15 protein-coding genes and 3 pseudogenes are annotated in these 17,917 nt (G+C 61.4%); 10 read left to right on the plus strand and 8 right to left on the minus strand.

Features of this window, described 5'->3' with window-relative positions; genetic code table 11:
* Positions 1-12: 12 nt before the first annotated feature.
* Positions 13-1,003 (minus strand): annotated as a pseudogene (locus V1289_RS34270) (VOC family protein).
* Between the two features lie 322 nt (positions 1,004-1,325).
* On the opposite strand from V1289_RS34270, the gene V1289_RS34275 reads away from it, so the two are divergent.
* A complete protein-coding gene (locus tag V1289_RS34275) occupies positions 1,326-3,491 on the plus strand; it encodes an anthranilate synthase component I (RefSeq protein ID WP_334402718.1) in 2,166 nt (721 codons plus the stop codon).
* 16 nt (positions 3,492-3,507) lie between these two features.
* Entirely contained in the window at positions 3,508-4,047 is a 540-nt protein-coding gene (locus V1289_RS34280) for an adenine phosphoribosyltransferase (protein WP_074279720.1), read from the plus strand.
* Between the two features lie 147 nt (positions 4,048-4,194).
* On the opposite strand, the gene V1289_RS34285 is transcribed toward V1289_RS34280, so the two are convergent.
* From V1289_RS34285 to V1289_RS34305, 5 genes are all read right to left on the minus strand, one after another.
* Positions 4,195-4,863: a hypothetical protein gene (locus V1289_RS34285; protein ID WP_334402722.1), complete on the minus strand. Its 669-nt coding sequence runs from the start codon at positions 4,861-4,863 to the stop codon at positions 4,195-4,197.
* Positions 4,864-4,924: 61 nt separating this feature from the next.
* Positions 4,925-5,680, minus strand: coding sequence for a hypothetical protein (locus V1289_RS34290; RefSeq protein WP_334402725.1), 756 nt, complete (start codon positions 5,678-5,680; stop codon positions 4,925-4,927).
* Positions 5,681-5,850: 170 nt separating this feature from the next.
* Positions 5,851-7,044 (minus strand): M48 family metallopeptidase, encoded by a 1,194-nt coding sequence (locus V1289_RS34295; protein WP_334402727.1) that lies wholly within the window; start codon positions 7,042-7,044, stop codon positions 5,851-5,853.
* A 218-nt stretch (positions 7,045-7,262) separates the two neighbouring features.
* Positions 7,263-7,823, minus strand: coding sequence for a LemA family protein (locus V1289_RS34300; protein ID WP_334402729.1), 561 nt, complete (start codon positions 7,821-7,823; stop codon positions 7,263-7,265).
* 237 nt (positions 7,824-8,060) lie between these two features.
* Positions 8,061-9,077, minus strand: coding sequence for a small ribosomal subunit Rsm22 family protein (locus tag V1289_RS34305; protein ID WP_334402730.1), 1,017 nt, complete (start codon positions 9,075-9,077; stop codon positions 8,061-8,063).
* Positions 9,078-10,119: 1,042 nt separating this feature from the next.
* On the opposite strand from V1289_RS34305, the pseudogene V1289_RS49945 reads away from it, so the two are divergent.
* The 3 genes and pseudogenes from V1289_RS49945 to V1289_RS34315 form a co-directional block, all read left to right on the plus strand.
* Positions 10,120-10,245 (plus strand): annotated as a pseudogene (locus V1289_RS49945) (double zinc ribbon domain-containing protein); the annotation flags it as partial.
* Positions 10,246-10,269: 24 nt separating this feature from the next.
* Positions 10,270-12,216, plus strand: coding sequence for an AAA family ATPase (locus V1289_RS34310; protein WP_334407792.1), 1,947 nt, complete (start codon positions 10,270-10,272; stop codon positions 12,214-12,216).
* A 14-nt stretch (positions 12,217-12,230) separates the two neighbouring features.
* Positions 12,231-12,650 (plus strand): hypothetical protein, encoded by a 420-nt coding sequence (locus V1289_RS34315; RefSeq protein ID WP_334402733.1) that lies wholly within the window; start codon positions 12,231-12,233, stop codon positions 12,648-12,650.
* A gap of 289 nt (positions 12,651-12,939) precedes the next feature.
* On the opposite strand, the gene V1289_RS34320 is transcribed toward V1289_RS34315, so the two are convergent.
* Positions 12,940-13,428, minus strand: coding sequence for a hypothetical protein (locus V1289_RS34320; protein ID WP_334402735.1), 489 nt, complete (start codon positions 13,426-13,428; stop codon positions 12,940-12,942).
* Between the two features lie 414 nt (positions 13,429-13,842).
* Here V1289_RS34320 and V1289_RS34325 point away from each other — a divergent pair, with 414 nt between their 5' ends.
* From V1289_RS34325 to V1289_RS34335, 3 genes are all read left to right on the plus strand, one after another.
* The gene (locus V1289_RS34325; RefSeq protein ID WP_334402737.1) at positions 13,843-15,033 is read left to right on the plus strand and encodes a patatin-like phospholipase family protein; all 1,191 of its coding nucleotides are present in this window, start codon (positions 13,843-13,845) and stop codon (positions 15,031-15,033) included.
* Positions 15,034-15,230: 197 nt separating this feature from the next.
* Complete coding sequence (locus V1289_RS34330) at positions 15,231-15,575, plus strand: potassium channel family protein (protein WP_334402739.1); 345 nt, start codon at positions 15,231-15,233, stop codon at positions 15,573-15,575.
* A 295-nt stretch (positions 15,576-15,870) separates the two neighbouring features.
* Positions 15,871-16,287: an ester cyclase gene (locus tag V1289_RS34335; protein ID WP_334402741.1), complete on the plus strand. Its 417-nt coding sequence runs from the start codon at positions 15,871-15,873 to the stop codon at positions 16,285-16,287.
* A 138-nt stretch (positions 16,288-16,425) separates the two neighbouring features.
* Here V1289_RS34335 and V1289_RS34340 read toward each other — a convergent pair whose 3' ends face one another.
* Entirely contained in the window at positions 16,426-16,671 is a 246-nt protein-coding gene (locus V1289_RS34340) for a hypothetical protein (protein WP_334402743.1), read from the minus strand.
* Between the two features lie 265 nt (positions 16,672-16,936).
* On the opposite strand from V1289_RS34340, the pseudogene V1289_RS49950 reads away from it, so the two are divergent.
* A pseudogene (locus V1289_RS49950) lies at positions 16,937-17,101 on the plus strand (helix-turn-helix domain-containing protein); the annotation flags it as partial.
* 71 nt (positions 17,102-17,172) lie between these two features.
* Positions 17,173-17,826, plus strand: a complete 654-nt coding sequence (locus V1289_RS34345) for a LysR substrate-binding domain-containing protein (protein WP_334407793.1) — start codon at positions 17,173-17,175, stop codon at positions 17,824-17,826.
* Positions 17,827-17,917: the final 91 nt, after the last annotated feature.

A 17,917-nucleotide genomic window follows, 5' to 3' on the forward strand; every position in this document is an offset into this window, starting at 1 on the left:
CTGTCAGGTGGGCTATTGCCTCACCCCATCCCACCACGCGCAGGTGCCCGACATCAGCTTGTAATTGCCTTCCATCACCTGAACCGGCGCCCGCAGGCCCGAAGCCGCAGCGTGCATCCGCATCTCGCGGGCGACTTCGCGGTCGGCCGGCGACAGCCAGACGCGATCGTGGCCCCACAGGCTCGGGCCATCGTGCATCTCACTGCCAGGTCGATGGCTCGATTTCGCGGCCGCCCCAGCCGCATTCGATCATGAAGGATGACGGCGTCTTGGCGTAAAACGACGTCATGAAATCGTTGGTATGACGGCCGAGCGTGACGCCGACGCGGTCGGGCTGAGTCAGCGCGATGTCGTAGCACTGGCCGACATCGTCGAGCGAGAACAGTTCCACCATCAGATGATGCATGCCGTTCTTGCCGGTCTCGATCAGGGCCAGGCTGTGATGCCGCGCGTTGACGTGGAAGAAATAGGCGCGAAACGGCTTTTCGATGTAGTCGCTGAGCCCGAAGCCGAGCACATCGACATAGAACGCCATCACGGGGGCGATGTTTTCGACCGTCAGCACGGCATGCCCGAGGCCGAGTGGGCCGGTGCGAAAACCCGAGATCGAGCGGCCGGGCCTGAACGGCGTGTCGTCGATCTCGGCGCCGTAAAACGCCTCAAGGCGGTTGCCGGCGGGATCGCGGAATGAAATCAGGCTGCGCACGCGCCGTGCGTCGGCCAAGGTCCGCGGCTCCGCCGTGACCTCGACGCCGGCCTTCTCCAGCCGCGCCGCGAGTTCGTCCAGCGCCGCGGCATCAGCCACTTCCCAGCCGAAGAAGCGCGTCCCCTCGGGCATCGCGCGGTCGATGACGATGCGCTGTTTGCGGTCGTCCATCCGGAACGCCAGCAGCGAATTGCCGCGCTCCACTGCCTGCAGGCCGACCAGTCCGGTACCGAACTGCCGCCAATCGTCGAGCGCGTCCGGTCCGAAGCCCGCATATCCCAGACCCAGCAATGCCATCTGTGCGCCTCCGTTTGTTGCCAGCGTTTCGTTCGCCGCCGCTTGGGGCGAATCTGACGCATATTCTCGCCCTTTCAAACCCCAAAGATGGGCCCCGGCCCGGCTTGGGACGGAGACGCCTCCCTTGACATCGCCCCCGGCGGATGGTGTTTAGCCCCCATGAACACCGTTCTCCGCCCATCCCGTCTTTGGTGGCGCACCTCTTAAGAGGTGGCCGGTGCGATTTCATTTTTCAAAATCGTCGAAGGTCGCCATCGCAGTGCGACGGTCCCTTCGTTTGTCCTGTGTGGCGCTCCCTCGCTAAGTTTCGTAAGAGGATCACATGAACAGGACAGCCTTCTCCCTGCCGGCAAAAAGCGAATACCGCACCAGCGGCGGGCTCGCGATATCGCGGGAAGTCGAGCAATTTACCGGCGGCGCCGACCGGCTCGATGATCTGATCGACCTGCTCGATCGCCGCCCTGGCGTCGTGCTGTCGTCGGGCACCACGGTGCCCGGCCGCTATGAAAGCTTCGATCTCGGTTTTGCCGATCCGCCGCTGTGCCTGGAGACGACGGGCGTCAATTTCTCGCTCTCTGCGCTGAACCAGCGCGGCGAGGTTTTGATCGCATTCCTCGGCGACGTGCTGCGCGAGCCCTGCGTCGTCATTACGGAAAGAAGCGCTGCGCGTCTGGCGGGCCATATCATTCGTGGCCCGGCGCCGGTAGAGGAAGATCAGCGCACCAGGCGCGCCAGCGTGATGTCGCTGGTCCGCGATCTCGTGGCAGCGTTCACGGCCAATGACGATCCGCTGCTCGGCCTGTTCGGTGCGTTCGCCTACGATCTCGTGTTCCAGATCGAGGACCTCGTGCAGAAACGCGCCCGCGAAAGCGACCAGCGCGACATCGTGCTGTACGTGCCGGATCGCCTGTTGGCCTATGATCGCGCCACCGGCCGCGGCGTGGTGCTGAACTATGATTTCGCCTGGAAGGGCAAATCCACCGCGGGCCTGCCGCGCGATACCGCCGAGAGCGTTTACGCCAAAACCCCGCGGCAGGGCTTTGCCGATCACGCGCCCGGCGAATATCAGGCCACGGTGGAGACCGCGCGCGCCGCGTTCGCCCGCGGCGATCTGTTCGAGGCGGTGCCGGGGCAGTTGTTCGCCGAGCCCTGCGAGCGCTCGCCGGCGGAAGTGTTCCAGCGGCTGTGCCGGATCAATCCGTCGCCCTATGGGGCGTTGATGAATCTCGGCAACGGTGAGTTCCTGGTTTCGGCTTCGCCGGAAATGTTCGTGCGCTCCGACGGGCGGCGGGTCGAGACCTGCCCGATCTCGGGCACGATCGCGCGCGGCGTCGATGCGATCGGCGATGCCGAGCAGATCCGGCAATTGCTGAATTCGGAAAAAGACGAATTCGAACTCAACATGTGCACCGACGTCGATCGCAACGACAAGGCGCGGGTCTGTGTGCCCGGCACCATCAAGGTGCTGGCGCGGCGGCAGATCGAGACCTATTCAAAACTGTTCCACACCGTCGATCATGTCGAAGGCATGCTGCGGCCGGGCTTCGACTCGCTCGATGCGTTCCTGACCCACGCCTGGGCGGTGACGGTGACCGGCGCGCCGAAATTATGGGCGATGCAGTTCGTTGAGGACAATGAGCGGTCGTCGCGGCGCTGGTATGCCGGCGCGATCGGCGCGGTGAATTTCGACGGCAGCATCAATACGGGGCTGACCATCCGCACCATCCGGATGAAGGATGGCCTCGCCGAAGTGCGGGTCGGCGCGACATGCCTGTTCGATTCCGATCCGGCCGCGGAGGACCGCGAATGCCAGGTCAAGGCGGCGGCGCTGTTCCAGGCGTTGCGCGGCGACCCGCCGAAACGACTGTCGGCGTTGGCGCCTGACGCCACGGGCTCGGGCAAGAGGGTGCTGCTGATCGACCACGACGACAGTTTTGTGCACATGCTGGCGGATTATTTCCGGCAGGTCGGCGCCAGCGTCACGGTGGTCCGGCACATTCATGCGCAGCAAATGCTGAAGCAGAACACGTACGATTTGCTGGTGCTGTCGCCGGGGCCGGGACGTCCGGAAGATTTCGGGATCTCGAAAACCATCGGCACGGCGCTCGACAAGAAGCTGCCGATCTTCGGCGTCTGCCTCGGCGTGCAGGCGATCGGCGAATATTTCGGTGGGCAATTGGGCCAGCTCGGCCAGCCCGCCCACGGTCGGCCGTCGCGGGTCCAGGTGCGCGGCGGGCGGCTGATGCAGAACCTGCCCAATGAAATCGTGATCGGCCGCTATCATTCACTGTTCGTCGAGCGCGACAGCGTGCCCGACGTGCTACAGGTGACGGCGACTACCGAGGACGGCGTCGCGATGGCGATCGAACACAAGACCCTGCCGGTCGGCGGCGTGCAGTTTCACCCGGAATCGCTGATGTCGCTCGGCGGCGAGGTCGGCCTGCGCATCGTCGAGAACGCGTTCCGGCTGGGTGTACCCGTTAACTAGGGATTGCGAGACAGCAATGACTTTTGACCACGACCTGAAGGCCACCGTTCGCACCATTCCGGATTACCCGAAGCCGGGCATCCTGTTTCGCGACATCACCACGCTGCTGGCGGATGCGCGCGCATTTCGCCGCTCGGTCGACGAACTGGTGCAGCCCTGGGCCGGCAACAAGATCGACAAGGTCGCCGGCATCGAGGCGCGAGGATTTATCCTCGGCGGCGCGGTCGCGCATCAGGTCTCCGCCGGCTTCGTGCCGATCCGGAAAAAAGGCAAGCTGCCGCACACCACGGTGCGGATCGCCTATTCCCTGGAATACGGCCTCGATGAAATGGAGATGCACGCCGACGCCGTGCATCCCGGCGAGCGCGTCATCCTGGTCGACGATCTCATCGCCACCGGCGGCACCGCAGAGGGCGCGGTCAAGCTGCTGCGCCAGATCGGGGCCAACGTGGTCGCGGCCTGCTTCATCATCGATCTGCCCGATCTCGGGGGCGCCGCGAAACTGCGCGCGATGGACGTGCCGGTCCGGACGCTGATGACGTTCGAGGGGCATTAGACGCATAACCCTCGATACGTCGTCCCGGCGAAGGCCGGGACCCATAATCCCGGTCGTCTGTTGTTGAATGAAGGTCTCTGCCTCTGTGCCCCGACGTGAGGCAGCGGCGTATGGATCCCGGCGTTCGCCGGGACGACGTTTACGTTGTCACGACCCCTGCAGCATCACGCGCAGTTCCAGATCGCGAAACGCCGAATAGTTGCGGCGGATCCATTGGTGCAGTTCGGTCGATGAATCCTTTTCGTTGCGCAGATAACCGGTGAACGAGAAGGTCAGCCGGTCGATATAGGTTTTCAAGAACACCGGCAGCGCGGAGATCGGAAGGACGCGGCCGCGGGCCATCGCCGGCGGCAGTTCGCCGCGCACGACGTGCTCGTTATCGATGGTGATCAAAGCGTTCCGCGGAACCTGCTGCTGCAGCATCGGATAGCCGCGCGCCGAGACGCGGTCGGTGTCCGCCACGAACAGGATCACCGGGGCCACGCCACGGCGCGCCGCTTCCTTTATGAAGCCGATCTCGTCGGTCATCTTGAAGAACTCGTCGAAGGCGTGGAAGCCGAGGTCGATCACCTTGGCCACCCCGTCGTTGACGATCAGGCGGTCCATCAGCTGCATCTTGCCGTAGGTGTCGATGACGTCGGCGGTCTCGGTGATTTTCGGGAGGTATTCGAGCAGCGACGGCTCTTTGAGGTTGATGTCGAACGCCGTCACCGTGCCGTTCTTCAACAGCAGGAATTCGCTGAGCAGCCGCGCGATCAGCGTCTTGCCGACGAGCGGGCGGGGCGAGCAGATGATGTAGACGGGCGTGGCGGACATCGCACTGCTATATCAGGCGAAATTTTCGTCCAATCCAGCCCCATTCCACGGCATTGAGCGATTATTTTTCGCCGCCGCGCGCGCCCGATTTACCGGAGCCGACCAGGTCGGTCAGCTTGATGCGGTCGAACTCGCTCCAGACATTGGCGAGCCAGTGCCGGACATAGCCGCGCAGCACGAAGGAATAGTTCGCGGCCTCGTCGTCCTTGCCCTTGTTGGCGACGAATTTGAGGAACGGCACCGAGGAGACCTCGACCTGCTCATAGGCCATTTCGTTGAGCTTCGGAATGGTGAGTTCGGTCGCATCCTTGATGCGGTGGAAATAGGAATTGTAGGTCGCCTGGTCCCACTGGAAGAACTGGGTGTCGTTGATGAAATTCTTCACCAGGAAATATTTGGCGCCCTGCATGAAATTGGCGGTCTCGGCGATCTCGTCCAGCGAGGCGATCGAGGGGCCCAGTATATGGAACACGGCAAAGGTGATCTGGCCGGATTTGGCGGCGTCGAGAAAGCCGATGTCGCGGAGCGAGGCCAGCGCCGGCGACAGCAGTCCGGCGCGGACGTCGATCACGGTGACGGAGGGGCTGGCGGCGTTCAGCGTATCGAAGATCTTCATCTGGTCCGACGTCGTCGTCATATCGACGATTTGGGTGATGTCGGGGTGGAAACGCATTAGCGTGCCGCGCGGCGACTCGGTGTCGAACGCCCTGGTGGGCACGTTGTTGGCACTGAAATAATCCAGCAGGGTTCGCGACACCGTGGTCTTGCCGACCCCGCCCTTGTCCGCGCCCACCACAATCACGACCGGCTTTGCCATGGAATTCCCTTAAGCGCCCCGATCGCGGGAGCGATCGGCAAGTCCCCATACCTGCTTTGGGCGCGAACATGGCAGAAACAAGGGAATATTCAATTTCTTAAGCCCCCGGCGGGGTTATTCATGCGGAATTCGTTAACGCCCGGAAGGGCGTAGGAACGCCCCAAAACTTCTCAGCGATGCCGGCCCCAAGGTCCTTCGGGCCCAGCGCCGGGGGCGCCGGCGGGCTCGGTCGTGCTGCCCCAGGGACCCTGGGGCAGAGACGGTGGAGACTGACCTTCGGAGCCGGGTTGCTCTGGCTGGTCGTCCGGCTCGCCGGTGGCATCCGAGGGCACGGCCAGCGGCCCGGGGTCGTGACCGCCGGCGAATTTCACCAGTGCGTCGACCCGGGACTGTACCGAGGGGTGGGTCGCGAACAGGTCGGCAAACCCCTCGCGCGGATTGTCGACGCAGAGTTCCATCACCGCCGAGGTCGCGCCGGGGAGTTCGCCGCGATTCTCGATCTTGCGCAGCGCCGAGATCATGGCATCGGGGTTTTTCGTCAATTCGACCGAGCCGGCGTCGGCCAAAAGCTCGCGCGACCGCGACAGCGCGAGTTTGACAATTTGCGACAGCAGCCACGCCAGCACGATCAGCGCGACGGCGATGATCACCACAATGATCGCGCCTCCGCCCGAACCCTTGCTGTCGCTGTCCGAGGACGACGAGGAGGATGACCGCGACGAGGACGACGACGACCAGCCGCCGCCGCCTGAACTCCACGACAGATTGGTGAAGGTCCGGAAGAACAGTTCGCCGAAAAACCCGACCACGCCGGCGATGATGACCGCGACCACCATCAGCTGCACGTCGCCGTTGCGGATATGGGTCAGCTCATGGCCCAGCACCGCCTCGATCTCCTGATCGTTGAGCGTCTTCAGCAGCCCCGTGGTGACGGTGACGGCATATTGCCGCCGGTTGAGCCCGGTCGCGAACGCGTTCAGCGCCGGGCTTTCCATCACCTTCAGCTTCGGCATCGGAATGCCGCGCGAAATGCAGAGGTTTTCAAGCAGGTTATAGAGCCGCGGCTGCTGCTGCCGCGTCACGTCCTCGCCGCCGGTGACGGCGTCGATCATGTTCTGGTGGAAGAAATAGGCGATCACGATCCACAGCGCGGCAGCGCCGGTCGCATAGGGAAACGCCGTCATCAGGTCGCGCAAGGCGGCCATCAGGTAGTAATCGACCGACGCATCGCTGTTGATCACGACTTCCGCGATCAGCGCGCCGGCATAGACCAGCACATAGATCAGGACGAACAGACCGGCGAGCAGCACCATCGAACGAAACTTGTTCGATGCGATGTGCGTGTAGAGACCGTACGCGGCCATGATCTGCTTTCGCTAAGCACAGTCATTCCGGGGCACGCCAGCCAAGTCGGCTGTTGCCGACTTGGCTTTTGATATTACCGAACTCGGGTAAACCCGAGTTCGGCTGGCGTGAACCCGGAATCCCGAGGTTAGTCGGCGGGATGAGATTCCGGGTTCGATGCTTTGCATCGCCCCGGAATGACGAGGAGAGCGATGTGGCATGTCGACCAGAACTCTTTCTAGAACTTCACCGTCGGCGCCGCCTCGACTTCGGTGCGGCTGGCGCCGAGATCGAAGAAATCCTTGCGGGTGAAGCCGAACATGCCGGCGAACAGCGCGGCGGGCATCTGCTGGATGCCGGTATTGTATTCCTGGACCGCATTGTTGAAGAAGCGGCGGCTGGCGGCGATCTTGTTTTCGAGATCGGACAGCTCGCTCGCCAGCTGCTGGAAATTGGCGTTGGCCTTGAGGTCCGGATAGGCCTCGGACAGCGCGATCAGCCGGCCGAGCGCGCCGCTCAGCTGGTTTTCCGCGGCGGAGACCTGCGCCGGCCCCTGCGCCGACATCGCAGCGCCGCGGGCCTTGATCACGTCGTCGAGCGTGCCGCGCTCATGCGCCGCGTAACCCTTCACGGTCTCGACCAGGTTCGGTATCAGATCGTGGCGCTGCTTGAGCTGCACGTCGATATCGGCAAAGGCCTGGCTGACGCGCTGGCCGAGCGCAACGAGCCGATTATACGCGCCGAATGCGAACAGCACGACAATGACGATGACGCCGAGAACGATCCAGCCGGTCGACATGACAAACAACTCCTGATGGGACAAACAATGCGGGGCAGCCTAGACGAAAAACGGCGCATGCGGCAGCCCGCCGCAAGGTGGGCATTGCTTGGTCGTCCGCTAGGCGGGATAAGTTCAAGTACTCTCGCGTTGTCCCGGCCTAGTGCGCAATTGCGCACGGGGGGCCGGGACCCATGCTCCGTGTAGTCTCGTTTGGGCACGTTAGCCGACGCCTTTTCAAACAATCACCGCCGGTGGTTATGGATCCCGGCCTGCGCCGGGACGACCCGGGATGGATATTTGCTCCTCCATCACCGCATTGCCCCAGCGCCAGCGGCGGGCGCGGGCGTAATCTGCCTTGGCGCGGCGGGGCACTTTTTCGATCGCGAGGCCGCCCGGCGTGCAGAGCTTTGCCGTCACATCGACCTTGGTGACATCAGGTTGCGCCAGGACCCGGGCCGGGCGCTGTACCGGCGGTGCGCGGGTCAGCGCGACATAGGCGAATTTTTCGTCCTCGAACGGCAGTTCAACCCCCTTGACCTGCATGTGCGCGCGCGAGCGGGAGAGGCGTTGGGTGAAATGACACCAGTCAGGTGTTGAAAGCGGACACTTTCCGTCGTGTGGGCAGGGCGCTGCGACATGAGCGCCGTCGGCGATCAACTGCTCGCGCAACGCAATGATCCGCGCGTAGCCGGCGGGGGTGCCGGGCTCGACGACCAGCAGCGTGTCGCGGGTTTTGGCCCACATCAGCTCGGCAAGCATGGCTCGCTCGGCATCGCCGACCTCGCCGATCATGTAACTGGCGACGACGAGGTCGGCGGCATCGGCATGGGCGAGGAGGGAGCGAGCGTGCCCCGGCTCGTAGTTGATGCGGCGCAGGCGCGCGCTCTTGCGTGTGAGGTCCAACGCCAGTTCGCGCAGGGCGTCGTTGGCGTCTAGCAAGGTAAAATCTTGCAACGATGAAAACGCTTCCGCCGCGGCCCAGCTCGCGGTCCCGGGCCCGGCGCCGACATCGAGCAGGCTCGTTGGCGCGAAGTCCGGCCTGATCTCGCAGAGCGCGTTCAGGCTGGCGACGACGGCGGCATAGGTCGCCGGCATCCGCGCCAGCGCGTAGGCCAGCGCGTCGGTTTCCGATCTGATCGCGCCGGAGCCGCCGCCATCGCGGTAGGTCTGCGAGATGGAAGCGGCGCGGCCTGCGGCCGCGTTGCGCGACAGGCCCTCGAGTTTGGCGTCGAGGGCGGCCTTCAGTTCGGCAGGAAGATCGGGTGAAGTCATCTATCTCTGTCATGCCCCGAAGGCGGGGCATCCAATACGTGGCGGCTTCTCGGTTTTAACATGGATATCTCTGGAATACTGGATCGCCCGGTCAAGCCGGGCGATGACGGTAGGGGTGGCACCGACTTGTCCACGTCATTGCGAGCGCAGCGAAGCAATCCATCTGTCGGCAACGAAAGTGTGGATTGCTTCGTCGCTACGCTCCTCGCAATGACGGTGCTCAAATCTCAGATACGCTTTCCCGATCCCGCGGCGCGAAGCGCCCGGGGTCGCTTTCGCCCCAAAAGAAGAGGGCGCAGGAAATGCCGGGGGCGCGCTGCACCCGCGGTCTCGTGTGCAAAATTGTGCGAAGAAACGCACACGAGCATACAGGTTCAGCGGAGGCACCCCGGCATTCCCTGCGCAATGGTTTTACGGCTTATGCCGCGCTCTCCCCGGCGACGAATTCGTCTTGTCACCGTCATCGGCGGATTAACGATTTTGCCAAGCCCGGTTGGGCCTGCAAAATTCTCCACCGACTTGACACCAGCAACGGGTGCCAGGACCACACGGTTTTGCCGTACGCAGCAACCCGTCTTCGCCAAAAGGCTCGCCGGGCTATGGCGCCGTCGTCTTGCGCGCTGTTGTCCGCTCACGAGAGAACTCGCCCTGCGAACACACACGCGCCGACGCTGCCGCGTCCACCGCATCCCCTCCCGCATTCGTGACGATCGCGATACGCCCCTCTTGCCGGGAAAGGACGGGGCAAGCTGGTAGCGCTGATTTGCCCGACAGGTTAAGCGGAATTTTGCCCGTCGCGTTATTTTGCCGCAGCCTCGGTGCGTCAGGATGAGCAAAGGCGCGCTTGCGCCGTGCCCAAATCGGACGAACGCCATTTCCGAGATTGCTCCCAGACCGGACATGCCGGAGAGATGTCAAACTCGACGCGATTGAGCTATAACGGAACATCGAGACGGATCACCCGGAGTTGTGACCAAGATCACATGGATCGCTCGACTTCTGGCGCATTGTAATGGCGTTATTGATATCCGTTGAGGTCCGGATGCACTGCACGAATTGCGCAGCCGAAGTCCCGAAGCAAAGGAAATTCTGTGGGCAGTGCGGAGCGGCCGTAGTGCGGCGCTGTCTGGCCTGCGGCGCGGCAAACCCAGCCCTAAGCAAGTTTTGCGGCGACTGCGGGACCAAATTGCGCGTGGATTCTCCCGCGGTGGTACCGACGGCACGGGACTCGCGCCCGATCGAGCGCCGACAGCTTACGGTACTGTTTTGTGACCTGGTCGGATCGACTGCGCTCTCCGCGAGGCTCGATCCCGAAGACTTCAGCGCAATCATCGCCGGCTACCGGCGCTGCATTACTGAAACCGTTGCCTGCTTCGACGGCTTTGTCGCGCGACATCTTGGGGACGGTACGGTGGTATATTTTGGCTATCCTCAGGCGCACGAAGACGACGCGGAGCGCGCCGTTCAAGCTAGCCTCGCATTAGTGCAGGCGGTCGCCGCCTTGCCCACGAAGGAAAGCTTGAGCGCGCGCGTCGGTGTTGCAACGGGCGTCGCGCTTGTCGGCGATATGTCGGACAGCGCGATTTCCGAGGAGCATGGCATCCTCGGCGACACCCCGAATCTTGCCGCCCGACTGCAATCGCTCGCACAACCCGGCGGCGTTATTATCTCGGATCGCACAAAGACGATCGCGGGACCGCAATTCGAGTATCTCGATCTCGGTAAAGTCGAGATCAAGGGATTCGTAGAGCCAGTCGCTGCTTGGCGAGTCGCAGGCAAGACAGCCGTGACCAGCCGATCGCACGCTCTCCAAAGCTGCGATTTGCTGCCGCTGATCGGTCGTGATGAAGAAATGGAGCTACTTCTGCGCCGATGGGAGCGGGCCAAGAGTGGCGAAGGTCAGGTGGTGCTGCTTTCTGGTGAAGCGGGGATCGGCAAATCACGGCTCACCGTCGCGCTGTTGGAACAGCTTGCTCGCGAGCCGCACATACGCCTGCGGTACTTCTGCTCGCCGCAGCATACCGACAGCACACTCTATCCGGTGATCGGCGAGATGCTGCGCGCCGCTGGCTTTGCTCACGATGACAGCCAGCAAGCGAAAACGGACAAGCTTGACGCGCTGCTGGCGCAAAGCTCGACGCCGCCCCAGGATGCGGCGCTGTTTGCCGAAATGCTGTCGCTGCCCAACGATGGACGCTACCCTCCGGTTGAAGTTGAGCCGCAGCTCCGTCGTCAGAAAACGCTGAAAGCTCTTGATTCGCACATCGAGGCACTGGCGCGGATCAATCCCGTGCTGATGATTTTCGAAGATGCGCATTGGACCGATCCGACCAGCCTCGAATTGTTCGCCCGGGCGGTGGACCTGGCCGTGAGCCATCGGCTCTTGATACTTGTTACTTTCAGGCCGGAATTCAGCCCGCCCTGGATCGGACGACCGCACGTGACTGGGCTGACCCTCAGTCGGCTGGCGCCGTGCGACATCCATTTCCTAATCGAGGGAGTCGTCGGTAACCGATCGTTGCCGGCGGACATCCGCCAGAACATCATCGAGCGCACCGACGGCATTCCACTGTTCGCCGAGGAGATGACCAAGGCGGTGCTGGACGCGGAGGGTGAGAGTGATGCGCAGCGGGCCTTCGCAGGGGCACCAACGCCCGCCGTGGCGGTTCCGGCGAGCCTGCAGGCCTCGCTGATGTCGCGGCTCGATCGGCTCGGCCCGGCGAAGGACGTGGCGCAGGTCGGCGCGGCGATCGGCCGGGAATTTCCCCACATGTTGCTGGCTGCGCTCGTGCGAAAGCAGAACTGGACTCCGACCTCGACCGGCTCATTGCGGCGGGTTTGTTGTTTCGACAAGGCATCCCGCCAAATGCGAGCTACCTGTTCAAGCATGCGCTGGTGCAGGACGCAGCGTACAGTACGCTGCTGCGGGAGCCAAGGCGCGTGCTGCATGCGCGCATCGCCGAAATCCTCGAAAGTCAGTTCGCAGAAATCGCCGAGAGCCAGCCCGAGCTGCTGGCGCGTCACTACACAAAGGCCGACCTGGTTGAGAAGTCAGCGCGCCTGTGGGGCAAGGCGGGACAGCGGTCACAGGAGCGTTCGGCGCTGGTCGAAGCCGCAGAACAACTTGGCCAAGCGCTAGCGCAAATCACAACCTTGCCCAGCACGTCCGACCTGCGGCGCGAGCAGATCATTTTACAAGTCGCGCTCCTGAACACGCTCATGCATGTCAAAGGATATGGCGCGCCCGAAACGAAGGCTGCCGTAGCTCAGGTGAGAGCGTTGATAGAGCAAGCGGAACGGCTTGGAGAACCTCCCGATGACCCTTCGTTGCTGCTCTCAGCCCTCTTTGGCCAGTGGATCGTCAATTTCATAAACTTCAATGGTGACGTTGCGCGAGAGCTCGCAGCGCGGTTTCTGGCGCTTGGCGAGAAGGAGGGAGCGGCGGTACCGCTCATGATTGGACACCGCACCATGGCGAGTACGCTCGCGTTTATGGGGGACCTCGTTGAGGCTCTCAAGCGCAGTACAATGAAGCCCTCGCCCTTTACCGCCCCGCCGAGCACCGGCGATTGATGACGCGATTTGGCCAGGACCTCCGCGTAACGTGCTTGGCCTTTCGGTCAATGGCCTCGTGGCTGCTCGGTTATCCTGAGGCTGCGCTCAACGATGCAGACTGCGCGCTCATGGAAGCGCGCCAGATTGAGCATGCTGCCACTTTGATGTTTACGCTGAATTTCCCGATTCTTGTTAATACCTACTGCGGGAATTACCACGCGGCAAACGAGCGTCTCAAGGAGCTCGTCGTGTTAGCAGAGGAGAAAGGTGCCCCGTTCCGAAAAGCGGAAGGCGTGTTACGCCGGGGCTATATCCTAACCCTCACGAGAGCCGCGAAAGCAGTCGAGACCGTCATGGCGGGTATTGATTTATGGCGGTCGGCCGGGTCGACGATATTTGCACCGGAGCACGAGTTCATGTTGGCGATCGCCCATGCAGATTCGGGCCAATTCGATGATGCCTGGCGCTGCATCGACAAAGCAAGCCGGCGATTCACGCAACCAAGGAAAGGTGGTGCGAGGCTGAGGCTCATCGCGTTGCCGGCGAAATCGCGCTCAAGTCGCCGCAGCGAGACGTGGCGAAAGCGCAAGCGTATTTCGAGCACCTGACCGTTGCGCGAGCACAGCAGGCAAAGTCGTGGGAATTGCGCGCGGCCATGAGCCTGGCGCGGCTCTTGAGCGATCAGGGAAAACGGCAAACGGCACGTGACCTTCTCGCCGCCATCTACGATTGGTTCACCGAAGGTTTTGACACAAACGACCTTCGAAAGGCCAAGGCGTTGCTCGGCGAGCTTCATTGATAAGGCCATCCGGCGACGAAGTTCCGATCCTGGCGGCACTTAGCGGACCTGACAGGTTCGGTCGACCATGTCGGTTCTTGGGGGCAAAGCTGACTTGGCGCGCGGGATTCGGTTCCCGGGGGGCATGGAGCTACAAACGGTGACGTTTCGCTACAAGCGCGGGTTCCGTCACGAGTGTATCTGCCATGATGACGTGTATCGGTGAGTTCGCTCGAGAACGACCCGATGAAATTACTTGGCCGCGTCAAGGTAGGCCAGCCGGGAACCGTTGAACGAGGAGCGCGGCAAATGAAGCCAGTCACTGGTGGAAAGCGGAGGTAACTCGTGAACAACACCGCCAATGCCGCTTTAAAATACGCCGAAAGCCTTGCCTAGCAAATCTGCGTTGTTGAGAAGAGTCGGGTACAGGTCATGCGTTCCTTTCGTCAGTTGCTCGTCCTGTCATTCGCTATTTCGACGGGATTGTTTTCTCTTGCTGGCTGCAGTTCTCTTCCCAGAGCATCCTACACGGCATCCGATGCTGCGTCCGCGCGGGTGTTGAACGCCAGTGAACTGCGCAGATATACCGATGAGCCGGCCGCAACGTTCCTCAAGGAACCACCTGTAAGTTTACGTGCCGGTCCTGTCAGCTATCTTGCCTTGTCGGGAGGCGGGGCCGACGGTGCTTATGGCGCGGGTGTGCTGAATGGTTGGACCACGGCAGGTACGCGCCCAAAGTTTACAGTCGTTTCGGGTGTAAGCACGGGTGGGTTGATCGCGCCATTTGCATTTCTGGGCCCAGCCTACGACGCTACATTGCGGGAAGTATACACCAGCGGTATCGCTGAAAGCCTCCTGGATACGCCAAGCATCTTGAACGCGCTTTTCGGATCGGGCCTGTTTGGAAACACGCGACTTCGCGAGTTGGTGGCCCGCTATGTCGACCAGAATATGCTCGCGGCAATTGCAGAGGAACACGCCAAGGGCAGGGATCTTCTCATCGTGACGACTGATCTCGACACCCAACGCACGGCGGTGTGGGACATGGGTCGCATTGCTGAAATCAGGACACCCCAGGCGCTAAGCTTGTTCCGCGATGTCATGGCTGCATCCGCAAGTATCCCGGTGGTTTTCCCGCCGATGATGATTGACGCGGAAGCGAACGGAAATCACTTCCAGGAGATGCATGTAGACGGTGGAGTGACGGCACCGGTGCTGACGTTGCCGGAAGCATTTATTTTGCGAAACGGGGCGTTCGTCCGAGGTGCGCGTATAAGCATTTACATCTTGATCAACAACAAGGTTGAGCGAGATTTCCAACTGGTGCCGAACAGCACGATCGACATCGCCGCGCGGGCTTCGGCTTCCGTCACGAAGACGCAAACCCGCTCTATTCTCTATGAGACTTTTGACTTCGCTCGCCGCAACAATTTCGGATTCAATCTGACCTACATCGACAAGGGCTTTCCGTCGTCAGGCTCCTCCGGCTTTGAAACGAGCTACATGCGTTCTCTTTATCAGTACGGATATGACAAGGCCAAAACCGGTAATTTTTGGGTCAAGGTGCCGCCACCGGATGATGTCTCATCAGGCGGGTTCCGGTTTAAAAGTTCCGCAATGTAGTGCGTGGTCTACTGATCACCAGCGAGCGTAGTTCGGCGGGGTGCGATGGCAAAATCGAGAATTGTCTGCCGATCGCGGAAGGGTGGAAGAGCGTCAGTGTCGATCAGGGTGACCTCGTTCGGCAGGCCACGAACGCTACTGGTGAGGGCTCAATTTCGCAAAACTAGATGCGCTCCGTTTACGGAGCTCGTCACGACATGAACCGGCCGGCACCGCAAACGCTGCGGCGGCGCTTTTTCGTGGCGCTCGGCCATGCCATTCACGTGACGTGGCCGGTGTTGTCGGCAATTCTGGCGATTCAGCTTGCCCTGGGCTTGCTGACTGGTTTTGTTGAGGGCTGGTCTCTCGGGGATGCGGTCTATTTCACTTTCATTACCGGCCTCACGATTGGTTACGGTGATCTCGTCCCGAGGCAGGCGTTGACGCGCGCACTTGCGATCGGAATTGGCTTTTTCGGGCTCTTTGTTACGGCTCTCATAGCGGCAATTGCCGTCCACGCCATGCGCTCAACGCTCACTGATGACGGGAGTGGCAATGAGTGATCTTATATCGACGAGGGATCGAGTGAGGGTGCTGTTTGCTGCACTGCATGAGTCGGGTTGTGGCACCTTTGAGACATGTCGACCGGCTCTGACGATGTCCGTTCTGCGGGGTGGACCGGAAGTGATCGGCGAGCAGTCAAAACGACGCGATTGACCCTGAGTTGACCTCGGGTGGGGAATCCCGGTCAAGGGCATTGGGCCGCTCCCCAGCCTGAGCAGCAAGCAGTGTGATGGCCCGAGCTTTGCGGAAGTGCTAAAAAGAGATCTTCAAAAAAACAGACAGGAGGAACCACCCATGGCGTCGATCACCGCAATCGCCAACGATTTCTTCGCCGCTTGCGAGACTGGAAAGGGTTGGGAAGTCTGCAAGACTTACTGTGCTCCGAACGCGACCTTCGCCGCTCAGGCCGAACCGCTTGCAGGTATTAAAACTCTTGCAGAATACACTGATTGGATGAAAAGGCTAATGACGATCATGCCGGACGGCAGCTACGAGGTGAAATCCTTTGCCACCGATACCCAACGAGACAACGTCGCTGCCTATGCCGTCTTTTCAGGCACTCATACCGGTCCCGGCGGTCCGTGTGAGCCGACCGGTAAAAAGGTGACTTCGGACTACGTCTACGTGATGCAATTCACCGACGACAAGATCAGCCACATGACGAAGATATGGCATTCCGGTATGGCACTGAAGGAACTGGGCTGGGCTTGAGCGGCATGCCGCCGACGCTACTCGCGACCGCCGACGAGCTGATCGAACAGCGTCGCTCATGTCAGGCTCATCAAGACATTTGCACCCGAGCAGTGCGCGAACTACTTTCGACATGCCGGATACGCGTAGTGACCCATATCAAGTGGAAAGCGCTCTAGCCAGCGCATTTTTGGTTGCGACGGCGGGGCGGAGATTGACGAGGACTGGCTGCCTGATCGCCTGAGCCGGGCGCTTCTCTTGCCAGCAGATCTGCAGTACCCAGCCGATCTCATAGACGGCAAGCAACTTGAGGAACTCGAGGTTGTAGTCCCCCGGAACGCCGCAAATGCGCGAGACGCCCAAGGAGATCAGACGGTCAATCAGAAGGGAGCCGATCGTCTTCATCGTATTCGCCTTTTTGGGCGCACGATCTTTCCTCCCCGGAATCGGGGATTACGTCTCGCGGCCAGTTGCTGGTTCGCAAGGGCGCTCGGGAGCAGGGCCAGGTGTCGGAAAGCTATTCCACTTGCTCCGCGGCCCACCCGTCAGGAGCGGATCCGCTTATGAAATTCGCCCAACGGCGTTGTTCTGATTGAAAAATGGGGGAAGATCGGTCATAAATCCAATCGAAAGATGTTCGATCCAGATATAGAACTCCTTTATATGGGCCGTGATCGACCTCAATCTCATCCGCGCGTTTGTCGCGATTTATGAAACCGGCAGCATCAGCGCCGCCGCCGACCGGCTGCATGTCAGCCAGCCCTCCGTCAGTTACACGCTGAAGCGCCTGAGGGACCTGCTCGGCGAACCACTGTTCACGAGGACCCGGGAAGGCGTGGTGCCCACTTTTTTGCTACGCAGCTCTACGATAAGTTTCGCAAGGCCGTCTCGGAGATCGAGGGGACGATTGAAAGTACGCGCAAATTCGATCCTCATCTCTCGAGCCGGCGGTTTCGCCTGGCGATGTCCGACATCGGCGAGATATCCTTTCTTCCCCCTATCATGGCAGCGCTCCAGAAGATCGCGCCGGATGTCGGGATTGATATTGTTGCCGTAGACGTCACCAAACTCGCGGAGTGGCTGAGCTCAGGCAAAATTGACGCGGCTCTCTCCAACCGAGGCTATGTCCCGACGGCCTCAGTCGGGGAAGTGATATTCACCGACCACTATGTGTGCGTCGCCAGCAGTCGGCATCCCAGGCTCACGTCAGAATTGACGATGCGGCAGTATCTTGACGAACGGCACGTTCTGGTCGCTCCGGAAAGCGGCCACAGTCTGGTCGAGGAGCGACTGCAAGAGCTCGGTTACACCCGCAGGATCGCGCTTTGCGTGCCGCATTTCAGCGTGCTGGCGGAGGTTATCGCGACCACAGATCTCTTGCTCTCGGCTCCCTCGCGTATTGCCCACAGGTTTGCCGCGGGGCACGCCATCCGGGTTTTCGATCTTCCCTTCACTGTGCGCAAACTCGAAATCATGCTGCGGTGGCAAGAGCACAGCGGCGATATCGTTGCCCAACGCTGGCTCTGTCAAATTCTGCGGGAGTGCATTGCAGGCCTGTAGCCAGTTTGGGGTTCCCGATCGCGCCGGAAATTGAAGAAGCCGAAGCCGTCAACGCCCTCGACGTTGCGGAATTAAATTAAGGTGAGAGGCC

This window comes from Bradyrhizobium sp. AZCC 2289, from assembly GCF_036924615.1.
Lineage (GTDB): Bacteria > Pseudomonadota > Alphaproteobacteria > Rhizobiales > Xanthobacteraceae > Bradyrhizobium.

Coding starts and splice junctions, on each gene's coding strand:
- V1289_RS34295 (WP_334402727.1), bottom strand. CDS start 7,044: ATGGCCGCGTACGGTCTCTACACGCACATCGCATCGAACAAGTTTCGT.
- V1289_RS34340 (WP_334402743.1), bottom strand. CDS start 16,671: ATGAAGACGATCGGCTCCCTTCTGATTGACCGTCTGATCTCCTTGGGC.
- V1289_RS34290 (WP_334402725.1), bottom strand. CDS start 5,680: ATGGCAAAGCCGGTCGTGATTGTGGTGGGCGCGGACAAGGGCGGGGTC.
- V1289_RS34285 (WP_334402722.1), bottom strand. CDS start 4,863: ATGTCCGCCACGCCCGTCTACATCATCTGCTCGCCCCGCCCGCTCGTC.
- V1289_RS34330 (WP_334402739.1), top strand. CDS start 15,231: ATGAACCGGCCGGCACCGCAAACGCTGCGGCGGCGCTTTTTCGTGGCG.
- V1289_RS34305 (WP_334402730.1), bottom strand. CDS start 9,077: ATGACTTCACCCGATCTTCCTGCCGAACTGAAGGCCGCCCTCGACGCC.
- V1289_RS34275 (WP_334402718.1), top strand. CDS start 1,326: ATGAACAGGACAGCCTTCTCCCTGCCGGCAAAAAGCGAATACCGCACC.
- V1289_RS34320 (WP_334402735.1), bottom strand. CDS start 13,428: ATGAAGCTCGCCGAGCAACGCCTTGGCCTTTCGAAGGTCGTTTGTGTC.
- V1289_RS34325 (WP_334402737.1), top strand. CDS start 13,843: ATGCGTTCCTTTCGTCAGTTGCTCGTCCTGTCATTCGCTATTTCGACG.
- V1289_RS34300 (WP_334402729.1), bottom strand. CDS start 7,823: ATGTCGACCGGCTGGATCGTTCTCGGCGTCATCGTCATTGTCGTGCTG.
- V1289_RS34280 (WP_074279720.1), top strand. CDS start 3,508: ATGACTTTTGACCACGACCTGAAGGCCACCGTTCGCACCATTCCGGAT.
- V1289_RS34335 (WP_334402741.1), top strand. CDS start 15,871: ATGGCGTCGATCACCGCAATCGCCAACGATTTCTTCGCCGCTTGCGAG.